General features: G+C 65.1%; 16 protein-coding genes. 3 read left to right on the plus strand and 13 right to left on the minus strand.

Features of this window, described 5'->3' with window-relative positions:
- Window positions 1-32: 32 nt before the first annotated feature.
- The 5 genes from WDO72_05185 to WDO72_05205 form a co-directional block, all read right to left on the minus strand.
- A complete protein-coding gene (locus WDO72_05185; protein ID MEJ0085050.1) occupies window positions 33-2030 on the minus strand; it encodes a PAS domain S-box protein in 1998 nt (665 codons plus the stop codon).
- A 99-nt stretch (window positions 2031-2129) separates the two neighbouring features.
- Window positions 2130-3488 carry a type II toxin-antitoxin system HipA family toxin YjjJ gene (gene yjjJ, locus WDO72_05190; GenBank protein MEJ0085051.1) on the minus strand — a complete coding sequence of 453 codons (1359 nt, stop codon included), beginning with the start codon at window positions 3486-3488 and terminating at the stop codon, window positions 2130-2132.
- Between the two features lie 148 nt (window positions 3489-3636).
- Complete coding sequence (locus WDO72_05195; GenBank protein MEJ0085052.1) at window positions 3637-4110, minus strand: GNAT family N-acetyltransferase; 474 nt, start codon at window positions 4108-4110, stop codon at window positions 3637-3639.
- Between the two features lie 76 nt (window positions 4111-4186).
- Window positions 4187-4465 (minus strand): hypothetical protein, encoded by a 279-nt coding sequence (locus WDO72_05200; protein ID MEJ0085053.1) that lies wholly within the window; start codon window positions 4463-4465, stop codon window positions 4187-4189.
- 201 nt (window positions 4466-4666) lie between these two features.
- Window positions 4667-5740 (minus strand): DUF3187 family protein, encoded by a 1074-nt coding sequence (locus WDO72_05205; protein ID MEJ0085054.1) that lies wholly within the window; start codon window positions 5738-5740, stop codon window positions 4667-4669.
- Window positions 5741-5793: 53 nt separating this feature from the next.
- Here WDO72_05205 and WDO72_05210 point away from each other — a divergent pair, with 53 nt between their 5' ends.
- Entirely contained in the window at window positions 5794-6084 is a 291-nt protein-coding gene (locus WDO72_05210) for a hypothetical protein (protein MEJ0085055.1), read from the plus strand.
- Between the two features lie 21 nt (window positions 6085-6105).
- Here the strand turns inward: WDO72_05210 and WDO72_05215 are convergent, their stop codons facing one another.
- The gene (locus WDO72_05215) at window positions 6106-6645 is read right to left on the minus strand and encodes a hypothetical protein (protein MEJ0085056.1); all 540 of its coding nucleotides are present in this window, start codon (window positions 6643-6645) and stop codon (window positions 6106-6108) included.
- A 352-nt stretch (window positions 6646-6997) separates the two neighbouring features.
- On the opposite strand from WDO72_05215, the gene WDO72_05220 reads away from it, so the two are divergent.
- Window positions 6998-7675: an NAD-dependent epimerase/dehydratase family protein gene (locus WDO72_05220; protein ID MEJ0085057.1), complete on the plus strand. Its 678-nt coding sequence runs from the start codon at window positions 6998-7000 to the stop codon at window positions 7673-7675.
- Between the two features lie 30 nt (window positions 7676-7705).
- Here the strand turns inward: WDO72_05220 and WDO72_05225 are convergent, their stop codons facing one another.
- From WDO72_05225 to WDO72_05235, 3 genes are read right to left on the minus strand one after another with little or no spacing between them, the layout of a single operon-like run.
- Window positions 7706-8461: a LytTR family DNA-binding domain-containing protein gene (locus tag WDO72_05225; GenBank protein ID MEJ0085058.1), complete on the minus strand. Its 756-nt coding sequence runs from the start codon at window positions 8459-8461 to the stop codon at window positions 7706-7708.
- On the minus strand, window positions 8458-9057 hold the full coding sequence (locus tag WDO72_05230; protein MEJ0085059.1) for a hypothetical protein: 600 nt from the start codon (window positions 9055-9057) through the stop codon (window positions 8458-8460). Before WDO72_05230 ends, WDO72_05225 begins: the two co-directional genes overlap by 4 nt.
- Window positions 9054-10142, minus strand: coding sequence for a histidine kinase (locus tag WDO72_05235; protein ID MEJ0085060.1), 1089 nt, complete (start codon window positions 10140-10142; stop codon window positions 9054-9056). The genes WDO72_05230 and WDO72_05235 overlap by 4 nt, the downstream gene beginning before the upstream one ends.
- Before the next feature lie 200 nt (window positions 10143-10342).
- On the opposite strand from WDO72_05235, the gene WDO72_05240 reads away from it, so the two are divergent.
- Entirely contained in the window at window positions 10343-11038 is a 696-nt protein-coding gene (locus tag WDO72_05240; GenBank protein MEJ0085061.1) for a hypothetical protein, read from the plus strand.
- Window positions 11039-11123: 85 nt separating this feature from the next.
- Here WDO72_05240 and WDO72_05245 read toward each other — a convergent pair whose 3' ends face one another.
- The 4 genes from WDO72_05245 to WDO72_05260 form a co-directional block, all read right to left on the minus strand.
- Window positions 11124-12227: an aldo/keto reductase gene (locus WDO72_05245; protein ID MEJ0085062.1), complete on the minus strand. Its 1104-nt coding sequence runs from the start codon at window positions 12225-12227 to the stop codon at window positions 11124-11126.
- Complete coding sequence (locus WDO72_05250; GenBank protein MEJ0085063.1) at window positions 12224-12979, minus strand: cupin domain-containing protein; 756 nt, start codon at window positions 12977-12979, stop codon at window positions 12224-12226. The genes WDO72_05245 and WDO72_05250 overlap by 4 nt, the downstream gene beginning before the upstream one ends.
- An 88-nt stretch (window positions 12980-13067) precedes the next feature.
- The gene (locus WDO72_05255; protein ID MEJ0085064.1) at window positions 13068-13964 is read right to left on the minus strand and encodes a LysR family transcriptional regulator; all 897 of its coding nucleotides are present in this window, start codon (window positions 13962-13964) and stop codon (window positions 13068-13070) included.
- A 16-nt stretch (window positions 13965-13980) separates the two neighbouring features.
- On the minus strand, window positions 13981-15474 hold the full coding sequence (locus WDO72_05260) for an alpha-L-fucosidase (GenBank protein MEJ0085065.1): 1494 nt from the start codon (window positions 15472-15474) through the stop codon (window positions 13981-13983).

A 15474-nucleotide genomic window follows, 5' to 3' on the forward strand; every position in this document is an offset into this window, starting at 1 on the left:
GCCCCAGGGGTGTGATATTCCAGCGGCGCAGCTTAGCGCGGCGGCACGCTCAGATGCAGGAGGCTGGCGATGCCCGCGATCAGTTCGCGAGGCTCCACCGGTTTGGCCAAGTGCATCTGGAAACCCGCCAGCAAAGCGCGTTGGCGGTCGTCGGCCCGCGCGTACGCGGTCAACGCGATCGCCGGCAGGCTGCTGATGGCGCTTCCCTGCATCGAGCGGATTTTCCGGATGAGTTCGTAGCCATCGAAATCCGGCATTCCGATGTCGCTGATCAGGATGTTCACGTCCGAACTTGCGAGGATCCGCAGCGCCTCCGAGCCGTTTTCGGCGAGCGTGCAGCGGCCGCCGTGTTCTTCGATGAGCCGGCACATGAGGATGCGCGCATCCGCCTGATCGTCGACCACCAGGGCTCGCGCACCCGCGAGTGTGGGTAGTTCGAGCGTGCTCACGTCCACGTCACTGAAAGCGGTCCGCTCGCCTGCGCCCGCGTCCTCGGTGAGGATCACGGAAATCGGCAGCGCGACCACGAAGGTCGTGCCCGTGCCTTCGCCGCCGCTCTTCACGCGCACCGAACCACCGTGCAGCTCCACCAGGTGCTTCACGATCGACAGCCCAAGGCCCAGGCCGCCGTGACGCCGCGTCGTGGAGGAATCCGCCTGGCGAAAGCGGTCGAAGACGAACGACAGGAACTCGGGCTTGATGCCGATGCCGGAGTCGTCCACCGAGACTTCGACATGCGAGTTCACGCGCTCCATGATCACGTCGATGCGTCCGCCGGAGGGTGTGAACTTGACCGCATTGGTGAACAGGTTCCAGAACACCTGCTGCAGCCGCCCGGGATCGCCACGCAATCTGCCCGCACGCGCGTCGAGCGTGACGCGTACGCGCAGCTTCTTCGCTTCCATGGATAGACGGACCGCGTCGAGCGCCGCGTTGATCACCTCGTTGAGATCGATCGGCTGCACGTCGAGCTGCACCTTTCCCGAGATGATGCGGCTCATGTCGAGCAGGTCGGCGATGATCTGCCCCTGCACCCGCGCGTTGCGCTCGATGGTTTCGAGCCCACGCGTATGATCTTCGCCGCCCGGCGGTAGCCGCCGCAGCAGCGTGGCCCATCCCAGGATGGCATTGAGAGGCGTGCGCAGCTCGTGCGACACCGTCGCGAGGAATTCATCCTTCAGGCGGCCGACGCGTTCCGCCTCTTCACGCGCCGCACGCTCGGCCTTCAGGGTCTCTTCGCGATCGGACTGGATCCGTTTCGACTCGGTGATGTCGACGCAGGAGCCGATGTATCCGGAAAATGCGCCGTCCATGCCCTCGAACAGCGGACTGGCCTGCTCGATGATCCAGCGGGCCTCGCCGTCGGCGCGCCGAATCCGGAACTCGGTGCGGAACTGCTGGCGCGTGTCGAACCCTTCCCCGTACATCTGCAGGCATCGGGCGAGATCGTCTTCGTGGACATTCTGCGTCCAGCCGAAGCCCGCCTCCTGATCGGCGGAGCGCCCGGTGAATTCCAACCACCTCTGGTTGAACCAGATGCGCGCCTTGGTGAGATCGGCGATCCAGATGAGCACGGGAGCGGAGTCGGCCATGAGCCGGAAGCGATCGTTGCTGACGCGTAGCGCTTCCTCGATACGTTTTTGCTGCGAGATGTCACGCGCGATCTTCGACGCACCGACGATGGCGCCGGTGGCGTCGCGCACGGGCGAGATGGTGAGGGAAATGTCGACGAAGCTGCCGTCCTTGCGCACGCGGACCGTGTGGTAGTGATCGACGCGCCGCCCTTCCCGCAGTTGCGCGAGGATGGCCGGTTCTTCGTCGAGCCGGTCCGGTGGAATGAGAATGGTGACGGGTTTGCCGACCACTTCTTCCGGCTGGTATCCGAATATGCGGGTCGCCCCCTCGTTCCAGGTGACGATGATGCCTTCGAGGCTCTTGCTGATGATGGCGTCGTCCGACGACGCCACGATCGCCGCCAGGCGATTGCGCAATTCCTCGGTGTCTCTCACCGCGCTCTGCGCCGTATTCATTCGAAGTTGTTAGCGTCCGACGCGCGGCAGTTCCGGGCACAGGAGCTTAGCGGAGGCCGGTTGACAAGCGGATCAGCGTTGTCCTACACGCCTCGCCCGTCATCCCCCGAATGCGCCCGTGCGCGGCAGCGCATCGAGCGAGGCCGCGCCGGCGGCGCAGATGCGCTGGAAATCGGGGCTGATGCGCGCGTCCTGGCTGCACGTGCGCCAATAACCTTCCGCGAGCGCGCGGGCACGGGCGTAGGCCCGCAACGTCTCGGAAGTCGGGTCGGGCGGCGCGAAGCGGCGTTCGGGTAGCTGGTCGTGTTCTGGCGCAAACAGCATCGGCAACATGTCGTAAACCGGCGCGAGCTGGAACTTGCCGTCGTAGCGGTCGAAGAACGCGAGATTGCCGAAGTGCCGGTCCGTATTGGCGATCAGCGCCCCGAACGTCGAGACCAGCCGCACGGTTTCGAGCGTGGCCGCGTCGATTCTCCGGTCGCGGTGCAGCCGGCCGGCGGCGTCTATCCAGTTGTCGAGCCTGCCGTAGAAGGCCGTGTCGATTGCGAGCAGCGAGCTCACTCCCACGCGTCCGGCCGCGCCAGCGCGATCGAACCGGTCCACCTCGAGGAACGTGCGGCCCGCGAATTGCCAGACGCGCGACGTGGATGCCGGCAGTCCGGCCGCCGCCAGCGCCGCCTGGGCGAGGTGCTCGGCCACGAGCAAGTCGGACCAGCGTTGCCCCACCGGTGTGGTGTCGGGCGGCGAGAACTTGACCAGCACGTGGCGCGGACTGCCCTCGCCGCCTAACAACACGGCGAATTTGGGATGTTCTCCGTGCGCGGAAGAACCCGCATATCCGCCACCCATCACGTCGGCGGCGAGTTGCGGATAACGCCGCGCGCGTTCTTCGGCCGGTACGTCCGGCGCGCGGCGCAGCGATGCGAGGTAAACATCGAGCGCGGCGTCGCCGAGGATGAGATCCCCCACGGTGTCCGAACCGCGTTGCGTGAGATAACGCAGGTAGTGGTCGTCGCTCCAGTCCATTACGCGCTGCGGCAATTGCAGTTCGGGAAACCGCTGCGGCGCAGTGCGCCCGAGGAACCCGGCAGGCCGCTGGTCCTGGAGGAAGTACGGCAGCCCGGCCGTCGTACCTTCCCACGCGAAGCCGCGCGCGGTGGCATCGAATTGCCAGGAGGAGCCCGCCAGTGCACGCAACGTGCCGAGCTCGCGCATGTTGCCTTCCACGTCGACCTGGCGCAGTGGCCACTGCGAGCCAATGCCCTCGAGAGTCCGCAGCCGCGCATAACGCGCTCCGCGCCGCGCGCCGAAACGGATGACCTCGCGCCGCGCGACGAGGTCTCGGAGCATGCGCGAGACGGAAGATTGCGATTGACCGAGCAAACGCTCGAGTTCCGCGGCGGCGGCGGGCCCGTCATTGAGACGGCGGAGGACGAGTTCGGCAGGACTGGCGGGCATGGCCGCCAGATTAGCAGTTTGATGACTATATATATGACTAATTTAATTAACGTTTTATTTATTTAAAACAATCAGTTATAAGAAACTTGTTTTTGTGTATAACTATATAAAAACCGAAAAAACACGACCCGCCCGCTCTTTTAGAGGGTCATTCGGCAGAACGCGGAATTTCAAATCTCAAGACCAGCCCGTCTTCCGGTTCAACACGCTCGCCGACGTACCGGAATCCGGCCTTCAGCAAGACACGCTGCGACGCTGCGCCCTCCGGCAGCGTATGTGCGCGAACCACGCGCACGTCGCCCGACTTGAACGCCTCTTCGATCATCGCGCGCGCGGCCGCCGTCGCGTATCCCCGCCCCTGTTGATCCGGCACGATGGCATACGCGATCTCGACGACGCCCTCGACAGGCGGTCCTTTGAAGCTGCCGAGTCCGACATTCGTGCCGTCGTCGAGCAGTAGATTGAAGCCGTGGACCCACGGGTCGAGAAACGCCGACGCCTGAAACTTCGCCCACCAGTCCGCGGAGATCTGCGCACGCGTCGCGGCGTCCAGCAAGTCGAGCGACGCTTTCACTTCGGCGCGGGTTCGCGGTACCAATTTGAGCGTTGCGCTGTTGCTCACGCAGCGGATGGTAACTCGCGATTGGGCGGAGCCGTCAGTCGGCCCGCGCGGCAACACGCCGCGCGGGCGATGACCGTTACGGTTTCTGGGTCGGCGACTGTGACTGGTTCGCGGCGGTTACCTCCGCGCGCTCGATGAAGCCGTCGCCGTTCACGTCGTAATGCGCAAACTGCTCCTTCACGTTCGCGTTGGCCTCGGCTTCCGTCTTCGAGATTCGATTGTCGCTATTGGTGTCGAGCGACTCGAACGTCGTGCCCTGCTGGGCAGGATCTGTGGGTGGGCTCTGCGCGAGTGCAGCGGAAAGGGGAAGCAGCGCGATGGCCGCGCCGGCGGCGAACAAGCGGGAAGATTTCATCAGGTATTCCTCTGTTGCTGAATGCAGTCACATTCAGGAGAGGCAATTCGCATGCCAGCCGCGCAACGCCCGATCGGCGCATTCGCGGCCGTGAATAGGCGCGGCGATAGCCAGCGCTTGAAAGCAATGCAACCGAGTCCCGCAGATTTCAATCGGTCCGCGCGGGGCGGACGCCGGGCTGTAGGACGGAACGACGCGGCTTTATCGCCACCCCGGATTGAACGAGTAACCCACCTGCACTCCCACGTCCGGCGTGTTGTTGATGTAGCCGATGTTCTCGGTCAGCGCCACCGTATAAAGATGCGCACCGCGGCGGTGATGGATCCCGGCGCTCAGCTGGGTCTTGGTTCCGCGCAGTTCTTCGAGATCGGTCTGCTGCCGGCCGTAGATGCTGCGGCTCACATACCCCTGCAGGATAGCGTTGGTGCGCGGCGTCAGCCGCCGCTCGTACCCGATCACCAGTGTGGGCAATACACGCGCCGGCTCCGACACGAAATTGTTCATACCCGCGTAGTACACCGCGGCCACGTTCAGGTACAGCGCGTTCCTGCCCGAGAAACGCTGCACGCTCACCTGCGTGCCGACATCGGCGCGGCCGGTAGATAGTGCAGCGCTGCGATTGGACAAGGGCACCTTGAGCGCGGATTCGAGCGACACGCGCCAGCGCTCGTCCGCGGAGGTCGCGGTGTAGCGTACGCCGAGCACGGGATCCAGCAGACCGCCGCGGCTCGGCGCATCGAACGCGGCGTACTGGCTCGACTTGAGATCGAAAATCACGTTGTAGTCGTTCTGCGCCGCGGCGGGCCGTCCGAAGCGCGGCGCATCGATCGCGCGGTGAAAAGACTCGATCGTGCTGTCGAGAAATCCGCCGCCAAAGCTGGCGCCGCTGACGATCAGGTATGCGCCCCAGCGGTCGGTGAACTGATAGTTGATCGCCACGTCGAGCTGCGCCAGTTCGAGGTCCACCAGGTAGTTTTCGCCGGGCAGATCGCGGATCGCCTGCAGCTCGGCGGGCCCGAGCTCGCGGCGCCCGTCGAGGCCATTCAGATATTTCTCGACCTCCGGGCTCGTGGCCCAGGTGTTCTGGTAGGCGAAATCCGTTTCGATGGTCCACTCGCCACGGACCGGCGAACCGGAGAACCCGGGACGCATGTCGAGGCGCAAGTATCCAAAGGGTGTGAGGTCGCGCGCCCGGAGCAGCCCATGAAATGCCGGCGTCTCCGCTGCAGCGAGCGGCAGGCTTGCGAACAACACCAGGAGAATGAGCCAACGCATGGAACAAATGCTCGCACCGCGCCCGCAGGGAAACGACCGCCAGAAGGCGTGAAATGGCTCTCCCGTTAGAGGTAGGCGACTCCAGCCTTCCGGGCGTTGTTAGGCCGCCGCGTCTGGCCGAACATGGTGGCCACAAGGATCTGCAGGAGAACGACGTGAAACGTCCCAATGAGCTGGCCCATTCCATTCCGCTCCATGACTATCGCCCCGCACTGCGGGGCGCCGTATCGTGGCTTGGCGACCGCTATCTACTCGCCGAACCCGTGCGGCGGCGCGGCAATGCCTGGCAGCCGGCACGTTCGGCGGTCGCCCGGCGCGTCCAGCCCGGGAGCGGTCGCGGCTGAGCTGCCGGCCTCTGCGTTGGATCAGTGCGCCCGCCACGTGTAGTTCGGTATCTCCGCGACGGGCGTGCCCACCTGGATCGTCACCTCGCGATGCGACAACAGTTCGATGTCGCTCCAGTTGCCGGCGGCAAGCGTGACGACTCCGTTCTGATCCGTGATGTAGATGACGATCGGTTTTCCGGTGAGCCCCGCAACGTTGTCCGCGCCGAGCGGCTGGCCCCAGATCGTGAAGAACTGCCCGAGCGTGAAGAGGCCGGGCGCCGCCGCTTCGACATGGATCTTTCCCGAATGATCGTGTGTGTGGATCGGATAGGCGCAGAACGTCGGCAGATCCTCGTCCACGAGACCGATGTCCTTCGGAATCGCCTGCGCGACGCCATCGAGGAAAATGGATAGATGCGTGTGCACGTGGTAGGTGTCCGGCATCGTGGGGAAACAGCCGAGCGGGCCGACCGGTTCTCCGTGGGCGCCGGAAGCTGTCGGGCCGACCGGCCAATGGCGCACGCCGACCTCGTGGTTGTCGTTGAGATCGACGATGACCGGAGCCAGGGGCGGTAACACCGGCGCGGGCGCCGGATCTGGCGCGGGCGTCGGGGGTTCGGCAGCAGGCGGAGTCTCAGTGGACGGCGGCGTCTCGGCGGGCGGCGGCGGCGGAAGCGGCGAAGATGGCGGCGCCAGAGTGATCGGTGGTACCGCGCCCGAATGCCGGCTGCCTTCCATGCAGCCGCTCAAAATGACCAAGGCAAGTGCACCGACCAGGCAAACGACGAGAGACCTGAACATGACCCTGCTTCACTTCTGTTGTAACCCGGGACAGAACTTCCTACATTCGCAGTCGCGACTGCGCCGGAGGGCGCCGTTTGCGGATGTAGGTAATTGCCGCCCGATACATGACGTGGAGGCCTGATTGGCGATGCGGATCCTGATCTTCGGCGCCACCGGCATGGTCGGCCAAGGCGTGCTGCGCGAATGCCTCGAGGCGGACGACGTGACACGCGTCGCCGCCATCGGGCGCAGTTCCACCGACATGACACATGAGCGCCTGACCGAGATCGTGACGCCGGATCTCGCGAATCTCGAACCGATACGCGACCAGCTCGCACCGTTCGATGCCTGCTTTTTCTGCCTCGGTATTTCGTCGCTGGGAATGAAGGAGCCCGAATACACGCGCGTGACATTCGATCTCACGCTCAACATCGCGCGGCTGCTGGTACGCGAAAACCCCCAGATGGTCTTCACTTACGTATCCGGCGCGGGCACGGACAGCACCGGGAACGGCAAACTCATGTGGGCGCGCGTGAAGGGCCGCACTGAAAACGCGCTGATCGCGCTCGGCTTCAAGGCCGCGTACATGTTTCGCCCCGGCATCATCCAGCCGCTGCACGCCGTGCGCTCGAAGACGGCCGCATACCGGGTGACTTACGACCTGGCGAGGCCGTTATTCGCACTCATCCGCGCGATCTGGCCACGGGCGATCGTGACGTCCGCGGAGGTGGGCCGCGGCATGTTAGGTGTGGCGCGCCGGGGATTTCCGCGTGCCATTCTCGAAGCGTCCGATATCCAGGATGCCGCGCGGCCAGACGCCTCCTGACTACACTCGACACGACGACGTTCCCGTCAGTCAGTGCGACTCACGGAACAGATGCGCATGCGCCGCGCTCACCGGCAACAACTCCTGGCGTTCCTTCAGCTTGATTTCGAGCGCGCCACGGAAGGTGCGGTAGATGCGATCGATCGCGCTGACGTTCACGATGACGCTGCGGTGAATCTGCCAGAAAACCTGCGGATCCAGCTTGTCCTTCATCTGCCGCAGCGAGGAATTCATGAGGAACGAATCGCGCGGCGTGACGACCGTGGTGTATTTGTGGTCCGCGCGTAGATAGGAGACCTCCTCGACGGCGACGACGCGCAGTTCGGAGCCGTGGGGCACGGTCAGCCACTTCAGGTATTTCATCTCCGCCGGAACCATTTCCTTCAGCAGTTCGGCGATGCGGCCGAGATCGGCCGGCGCTTCGCTCAGGCGCGCACGCAACCGCTCGACCGCAAGCTGCATGCGCGCCGGCGAGATCGGCTTCACGAGATAGTCGAGGGCGCCCTGTTCGAAGGCGGCGACCGCGTAGTTGTCGAAGGCGGTGATGAACACGACGTGCGCCCGTTTGCTCAAGCGTTGCGCGACCTCCAGTCCGTTGAGCCCGGGCATCTGGATGTCGAGGAAGACAACGTCCGGCATGCGGCGCTCGATGCAGGCCAGCGCCGCGACGCCATCGCCCGCTTCATCGAGCACGTCGAGCGCGGGCCACAGCTGCGCCAGCAGATTGCGGATCTCGCGCCGGATGAGCGGCTCGTCCTCGGCGAGGATCGCGGTGGGCGCGCTCACGCGGCACACCGCGCAACCATGCGGCGAAGGTCGGCAATCAGCAGATCGAGCTCGGGATCGGCGCCGGAATCGCCAGCCGCATACAGATCGCGCAGCTGCGTGAGCTGCTGCAGAACCGCCGCGGGATTGATCTGCGCCTGGGCGGCGGCCAGGTCGGATTCGAGGAGCCGGCGCTCGGCCTGCACGCGGCGCCGCTCGCCCTCCTGCACGGTGGCAAGCAGGCGCGATGCGCTCTGACGATTGAGATACACCAGCATCGGCGTGGCCCAGTAGGCGCCGACGCCGAAGAATGAATCGACGACTCCGAGCAGATGGCCCGAGCGCAATTGCACCAGGCTGGCCGCCACGCAAGCGGCGAGCAGCGCCGCGGCGAACGCGCGCAACACTGTCCAGCCGCGGCGCACCCACTCGTCGGCGGTAAATGCCGCCAGCATCACCAACAGCGCGGTCGCGCTTTCCTTCAGCAGCTCGATCGGCAGGTATGGCTGCGACGGCGCGCCCCATTGCTCGAGCCACGGGATCAGGGCAAACAACACCGCCAAGACCTGCGTGACCAGCACGGCCCGCCACGTGACCGCGCGCAGCACACGGATCATTCGCGAACCTGCAGGGGCATTCGAATGGTGGCTACGACGCCGCGCGGCTCCGCCGGCCGCAGCGACAGCGTCGCGTTCGCGCCATACATCACGAGCAGCCGCTGCGTGATGTTGGCGAGGCCGACGCCGCGCCCCTGCCGCGAATTCAGCCCACGGCCGGAGTCGGCGACCACCAGATGCAGCGATCCGCCTTCCTGGGCGGCGCTCACGCGGATGAACCCTCCCCCCACGTTCTGGGTCACCCCGTGCTTCAGCGCGTTCTCCACCAGCGTCAGCACCGCCATCGAAGGGACACGCATTTGCGCGAGGCCCTCCGCGGCGACGATCTCGAATCCGAGCCGCTCGCCCATGCGCGCGCGGTAGATAGCCAGGTAGGCCTCCACCAGCTCGAGCTCCTGCGCCAGCGGAACTTCGTTGTCGCGCAGCCGCGGCAGCGCCGCCGCGAAATAGCGGATGAGGTTGTCCAGCATCTCGACCGTGGCTGGCCGGTCGGTGCGCGCCAGCGCCTGCACGACCGAAAGTGTGTTGAACAGGAAGTGAGGCTCGATCTGTGCATGCAGCAACCGTAGTTGGGCGCGTTGCAGTCCGGCCGCGAGACTGCTGCTCTCGATCCGTCCGCGCAGCAACGAGTCCGCCGCTTCGCGTGAATAGCTGTGGTACGCGCAAACCCCCACCACCAGCGAGGTCGTCGCCAACCCATCGAGCACGAAGCCGAGGCTCGGCGCGTCCCATGCGAACTGCACGCCCTCGGCGACGAAGATGCACCACCACCCCATCGGAATGACGGCCGCCAGCAGGTACACCACACGTTTGAATCCCGCGCGCGGCGCGAGGTTCACGACCACGGGCACCAGGATCGGGCCCGGCAAAATGGCGAACAGACTGGTGGCGACGACGGACAACCACGCGCTGACAAAGGCGTGCACGCCATCGGCCGCGAGCATCGGCAAGGTGAACTGCAGCGACCACCAGAGCACGAGCGCCAGACTCACGGCGAGCACATAACCGAAGCCGCTGTACAGGCCGCGGATGCGGACCAGCGACAGACGGTGTGTACGCCCAAGCGCAATTGCTTCGGTGCTCATGGCAGCGAATCAATACCTGACGACGCATGACTGTCAACTTGCCGGGCGCGGCAGATGCGAGCGTCGCAGCCGCTGCGCACGCGTTCGTTCCCCGTGGCGCGCATTCGGGGGCGAATTCACGGCGTTCGTCGGAAAGTCGCGGCGCGGCGGCGCACGCAGCCGAATCCTGCCGCTTCGGACAAACAAACTGGAGCACTACGATGAGACTCTCGAGGAAACTGATTGCAACGGTCGGCCTGCTAGCGGGCCTGGGCCTGTCCGCGGAATCCGCGTTCGCCGGTTGCGGCGTCAACGGGCTCAGCGACTCCTACTTCAAACCCACGGTGTACCGCGGCGACGACGGCGGCGAGCTGTTACGCACCCATTTCGATCTGTTCGGCCCGTTCAACAGCGTCGATATCAGCGGGCTGTGGAAATTCGTGTTCACCGCGCACGGCAACACTGCGCCCAACGCACCGTCCAACGCCTTGCCCATTCCCGACGGCGCCGTCGTGGATGCGGGTTATGCCACCTGGCACGACGACGGCACCGAGATCATGAACTCGGGGCGCGCTCCGGCGAGCGGCAGCTTCTGCATGGGTGTGTGGAAGCAGACCGGGAACGACAGTTACCGGCTCAATCATTGGGCGCTGTCCTGGATTCCGGACTATCAACCCGGACAGACGCAGTCCTGGGGCGCGCTGCCCGGCGGCACCGACGAGGCGTTCAAGGCCTTCGGTCCCACCAACATCCAGGAAGTCGTTTCGCTGAGCGATCACGGCAACCGATACACCGGAACGTTTCGGCTCACGCAGTACGTGAATGACGGGTCGACGAAGCCGATCACGGAGACGGCCGGAGCGCCGGTGGCTTTCGTGATCCTGGGGAAGATCACGGCGACGCGCATCAATCCCTGAGGCATCGTGGCCGGCGTTTCCGCAGGGATGCGGAAGCGCCGGCAGTCCGGGCCGATGCTTCGCACCCTCCCTGCGATGCGCGCCGCTAGTTCTTCGGCGGCGCTTCGACGCCCGTCATATCCAGCGCGCGCTGAGGCAGCCGGTCTCCTTCGAGCTTGACGGCGGCGGCGGCCGCGCCCAGCTCGCGCAATTCCTCCGCCGTGAACCGGACGCCTACCGCGCCCACGTTGGATTCCACGTGACGCAGTTTCGTCGTGCCGGGAATCGGCACGATCCAGGGCTTCTGCGCCAGCACCCAGGCCAGTGCGATCTGCGGCGCACTGACGCCCTCGCGGACCGCGACGCCTTTGACGACTTCCACCAGCGCGTAGTTAGCCTTGCGCGCTTCGGCCGAGAACCGCGGCACCGAGTTGCGAAAGTCGCCCGGCTCGAATTTCGTGTGCTCGTCGATGTTGCCCGTGAGCCAACCGGCGCCCAGCGGGCTGAACGGCACGAAGCCGATTCCGAGCTCCTCCAGGGCCGGCAACAGATCGGCTTCCGGCTCGCGCCAGAACAGCGAGTATTCGCTCTGAACCGCGGCAATCGGCTGCACCGCATGCGCACGACGAACGGTCTTCACCCCCGCTTCGGAGAGCCCGAAGTGCTGCACCTTGCCCACCTTGATCAGGTCGCGTACCGCGCCCGCGACATCCTCGATCGGCACGTCGGGATCCACGCGATGCTGGTAGAGCAGGTCGATCCGGTCGGTGCGCAGGCGCCGGAGCATTCCATCCACGACCTGCCGGATGTGGTCCGGCCGGCTGTTCAGTTTCCCGCTTCGCTGGCCCGTTTTCTGATCGATGTCGAAGCCGAACTTGGTGGCGATGACAACCTTGTCTCGCACACCTTGCAGTGCTTCGCCGAGGATGTCCTCCGAGACGAAAGGCCCATAGGCCTCTGCGGTATCGAAGAAAGTCACGCCCAGATCCACGGAACCGCGCGCCAGCGCGATCATGTCTTTTCGGTCGACCTGTACCCCGTAGATAGGGCCTGCCATCTGCATGCAACCGAGTCCGACACAGGATACTTCGAGCTTGCCCAAGGTCCGCTTCTCGAGACCAACCGCCGCATGGGCGAACGATCCGCCAAGGGCAGTCGTCGCCCCCAAAGTAGCGGCAGTGGTCAGGAACGCTCGGCGATCCGCATTCATTTCGGCTCCGTCACTACCGGCGTGATGGCGATGAACGTGACTCCATTCTCGTCAGACGCTCCGTGCCAATGCTCGACGCCTCGGGCGGACTTGATGACATCTCCCCGGCGGACGATCCGCTGCGGCCCGCCTTTCTCCTGGTAGTAGCCCGTACCTTGCGTGACCACGAGGATTTGGCCGCCGGGCTCGTTGTGCCAGGCCGGCTTCCTGCCGGGCGCGAAGGTCGTCGCCGTCATGTTGAAAGGAAAAGTGTCGTCGGCCTTCAGCAGGTTCCCCTTCCGGGCCGACCGCCTATCTACTGCTGCGCCTGCGTAGTCTGCGTCGGCGACGGGCTCGCCCCACACGGTGCCGCCCCTCTGCGCGGGGCTGGTCGCCACGTACGTCATTCCGCTTTCGAGCGAGCCGCCGTGCCAGTGCTCGACGCCGGGCTCGCACCGGATGACGTCGCCCACGCGGACGATCTGCCTGGGTTTGCCCTTTTCCTGGTAGTAACCGACGCCGTCGGTGATGACCAGGATCTGGCCGCCCGGATGGTTGTGCCACGCCAGTCTCGTGTTGGGCAGGAACTCGGCGACCGCGATATTCGCATTCAGCAGAGCGTCCGCCTTGTGCAATTCCTGCAGCCAGGCGGCGGGTGTGTCGCGCGGCGGCGGAAATACCTCGCCCCTGAAAAACGCGAAGGCATCCTGCGCGATTGCCTGGTGCGAGAGCGCCAGCCAGCCGATGACCAATAGATGGAGTTTCGCTTTCATCGGCCGCATCGTAGGCCACGGGCGCATCTTTAATAAGCGCCGGGAAACGCATGTGGTCATGAGCCCTGCTCATGAATGGCGGTCGGCCCTACTTTCTCCTGTGGCGCAGCGCCTCGATGACCAGCGACATCGCCGGTGACGATTGCCGGCGGCTGGGGAAATACAGGTGGTACCCGGGGAACGGTGCACACCACGCGTCGAGCACCTGCTTCAGGCGTCCACGCTCCAGGTGCGGCGCCACCGTATCTTCCGGAAGATAGGCGAGACCAAAACCCGCCAGCGCCGCCTCCAGGATCTGCTTGCTGGAATTGAAAGTGAGCTGGCCGTCGACGCGTACGTTGATTTCGCGGCCACCGCGCTCGAACTCCCACGCGTAGACACCGCCATAGGTGGGGAGCCGCAGATTGATGCAGTTGTGGGCCGTCAGGTCCTTGGGAGCTTTCGGCTCGATGCGGCCAACGAAGTACGACGGCGCGGCGACGACCACGAAGCGGAAGTCCGGTCCGATGCGCACGGCCACCATGTCTTTGGCGACCTGCTCGCCAAGACGTACCCCGGCGTCGAATCGGTCGGCCACGATGTTCGCGAGCCCGTAGTCGACGACGATCTCCACGCGCACGTCCGGATACTGGCGAATCATCGGCTGCAACTTCGGCCAGAGAATGGTCTCCGTCACGTGCAGACCTGCCGTGATTCGCACATTGCCGGACGGGTTGTTGCGCAGGGCGCTCAACGCTTCGAGCTCCGACTGGATGTCTTCGAAGTGCGTGCCGACCGCCTGCAGCAGGCGCTCCCCGACATCCGTCGGCGAAACGCTGCGCGTGGTGCGCGTCAGCAGCCGCAATCCGAGGCGCGTCTCGAGGCCTCGAATGGTATGGCTCAGGGCCGATTGAGACACGCCGAGCTTCGCGGCGGCCTTGGTGAAGTTTTTCTCCCTCGCGACCGCCACGAAGGCCACGAGGTCGTTGAGATTTTCACGCGCCATCGATGGGCTCCGGTGCTTACTGGATCGGCTCGATCCTGATGGTACGCGGCCCGGTGAAGGGCAGTTCGCCATCCTCTAGCCGCGGCAACGAAATCACCAGGTCATCGCCGCGTTGCCGCCAGCCAACGGCCGAATACTTGCTGCCTAACAAACCGACGTGCGCATCCTTCGCGACACGCACGCCACGCACCACCAGATCGCCGGCGGGATACCGCGGCAGGATCGCGTACAAGGTCGAGCCCTTGCGCGTGAACAGGATCTGCTTGCGCGCATCGCCGGGCGCCGGAGAAATCGTCAGCGCCTCCACGTCATATTTCGCGCGGTAGTTGGTCGACGTATCAACCTGCTGCCGGCGCCCCGCGGTCCACTGCGCACCGTCGCGAAACACGCGCGTGCCGTAGATCGCCTCGCCGTTGTACCGCAGCCATTGGCCGAGATACGCGAGCCGGTCCTGCATCACCACCGGAATACGCCCGTCGGCGGTCGGCCCGATGTTGAGCAGCAGGTTGCCGCCGCGGCTCACGGTGTCGATGAGCGTGAGCAGCAGCCGCTCGCCCGTGGCGTAATCGGCGAGATCTTCGTTGCGGTTGTAGCCGTAGGAAAAGCCGAGGCCGCGGTTCTCCTCCCAGGCATGGGACGCGCCGGGCAGGCCGGCGCCGTATTCCGTCGTGTAATACCCGCCGTGCACATGCCGCGTTTCCTCGCCCCAGCGATCGTTCACGACGACCTTCGCCGCGACCGGACTTTCATTGAAAAGCCACGCGAGCAGCTCCGGCGCGCGCCACCGCGCGGAATCCAAGCTCCACTCGCCATCGGAAAAGATGACCGTGGGCGAGTAGCGAGTCACGAGGTCCTTGAACTGCGGAAACAGATGGCGTGTGACGTACGCGTCCCGATCGCCCGACAACCACAGCGGGTTGAACCATTCGTACAGCGAAAAATAAAAACCCATCTCGAGTTGCTGGCGCCGCACGGCAGCCGTCAGCTCGCCGACCAGGTCGCGCTTCGGCCCGACCGCCACCGCGTTCCACGGCCTGCCCCAGCTCGCATCCGCTTCATGCGAAGGCCACAACGCGAACCCGTCGTGATGTTTCGAGACGAGCACGACGTACTTCGCGCCGGATTGTTTGAAGGTCGCCGCCCACGCGTCCGCGTCGAACATCTCCGCGCGGAACTGCGGCGCGAAATCCGCGTAGTCGAAATTCTTGCCGTAGACGCGCTCGTGAAAGGCACGCGTTTCCTGCCTGATCGCCTGGTCCTTCGCAGACGCGGGATCTCCCGGCGCGCGCAGCCGTTCCCAATACCACTCCGCGTATTCGCCCTTGGGCGCGAATGACGGGACGGAATACACGCCCCAGTGGATGAAGATTCCGAACTTGGCGTCGCTCCACCAGGCGGGTGTGGGACGGCTGTCTATCGAAGTCCAGTGGGGTTCGACGCGCTGCGCGATCGCGGGCGATCCGCTCGCGGCAACGCACAGGGAAAGGATCGCGAGCGGACGCAGGTTCAT

The organism is Pseudomonadota bacterium, from assembly GCA_037200975.1.
In the GTDB taxonomy this organism is placed as follows: Bacteria; Pseudomonadota; Gammaproteobacteria; order Steroidobacterales; family Steroidobacteraceae; genus CADEED01.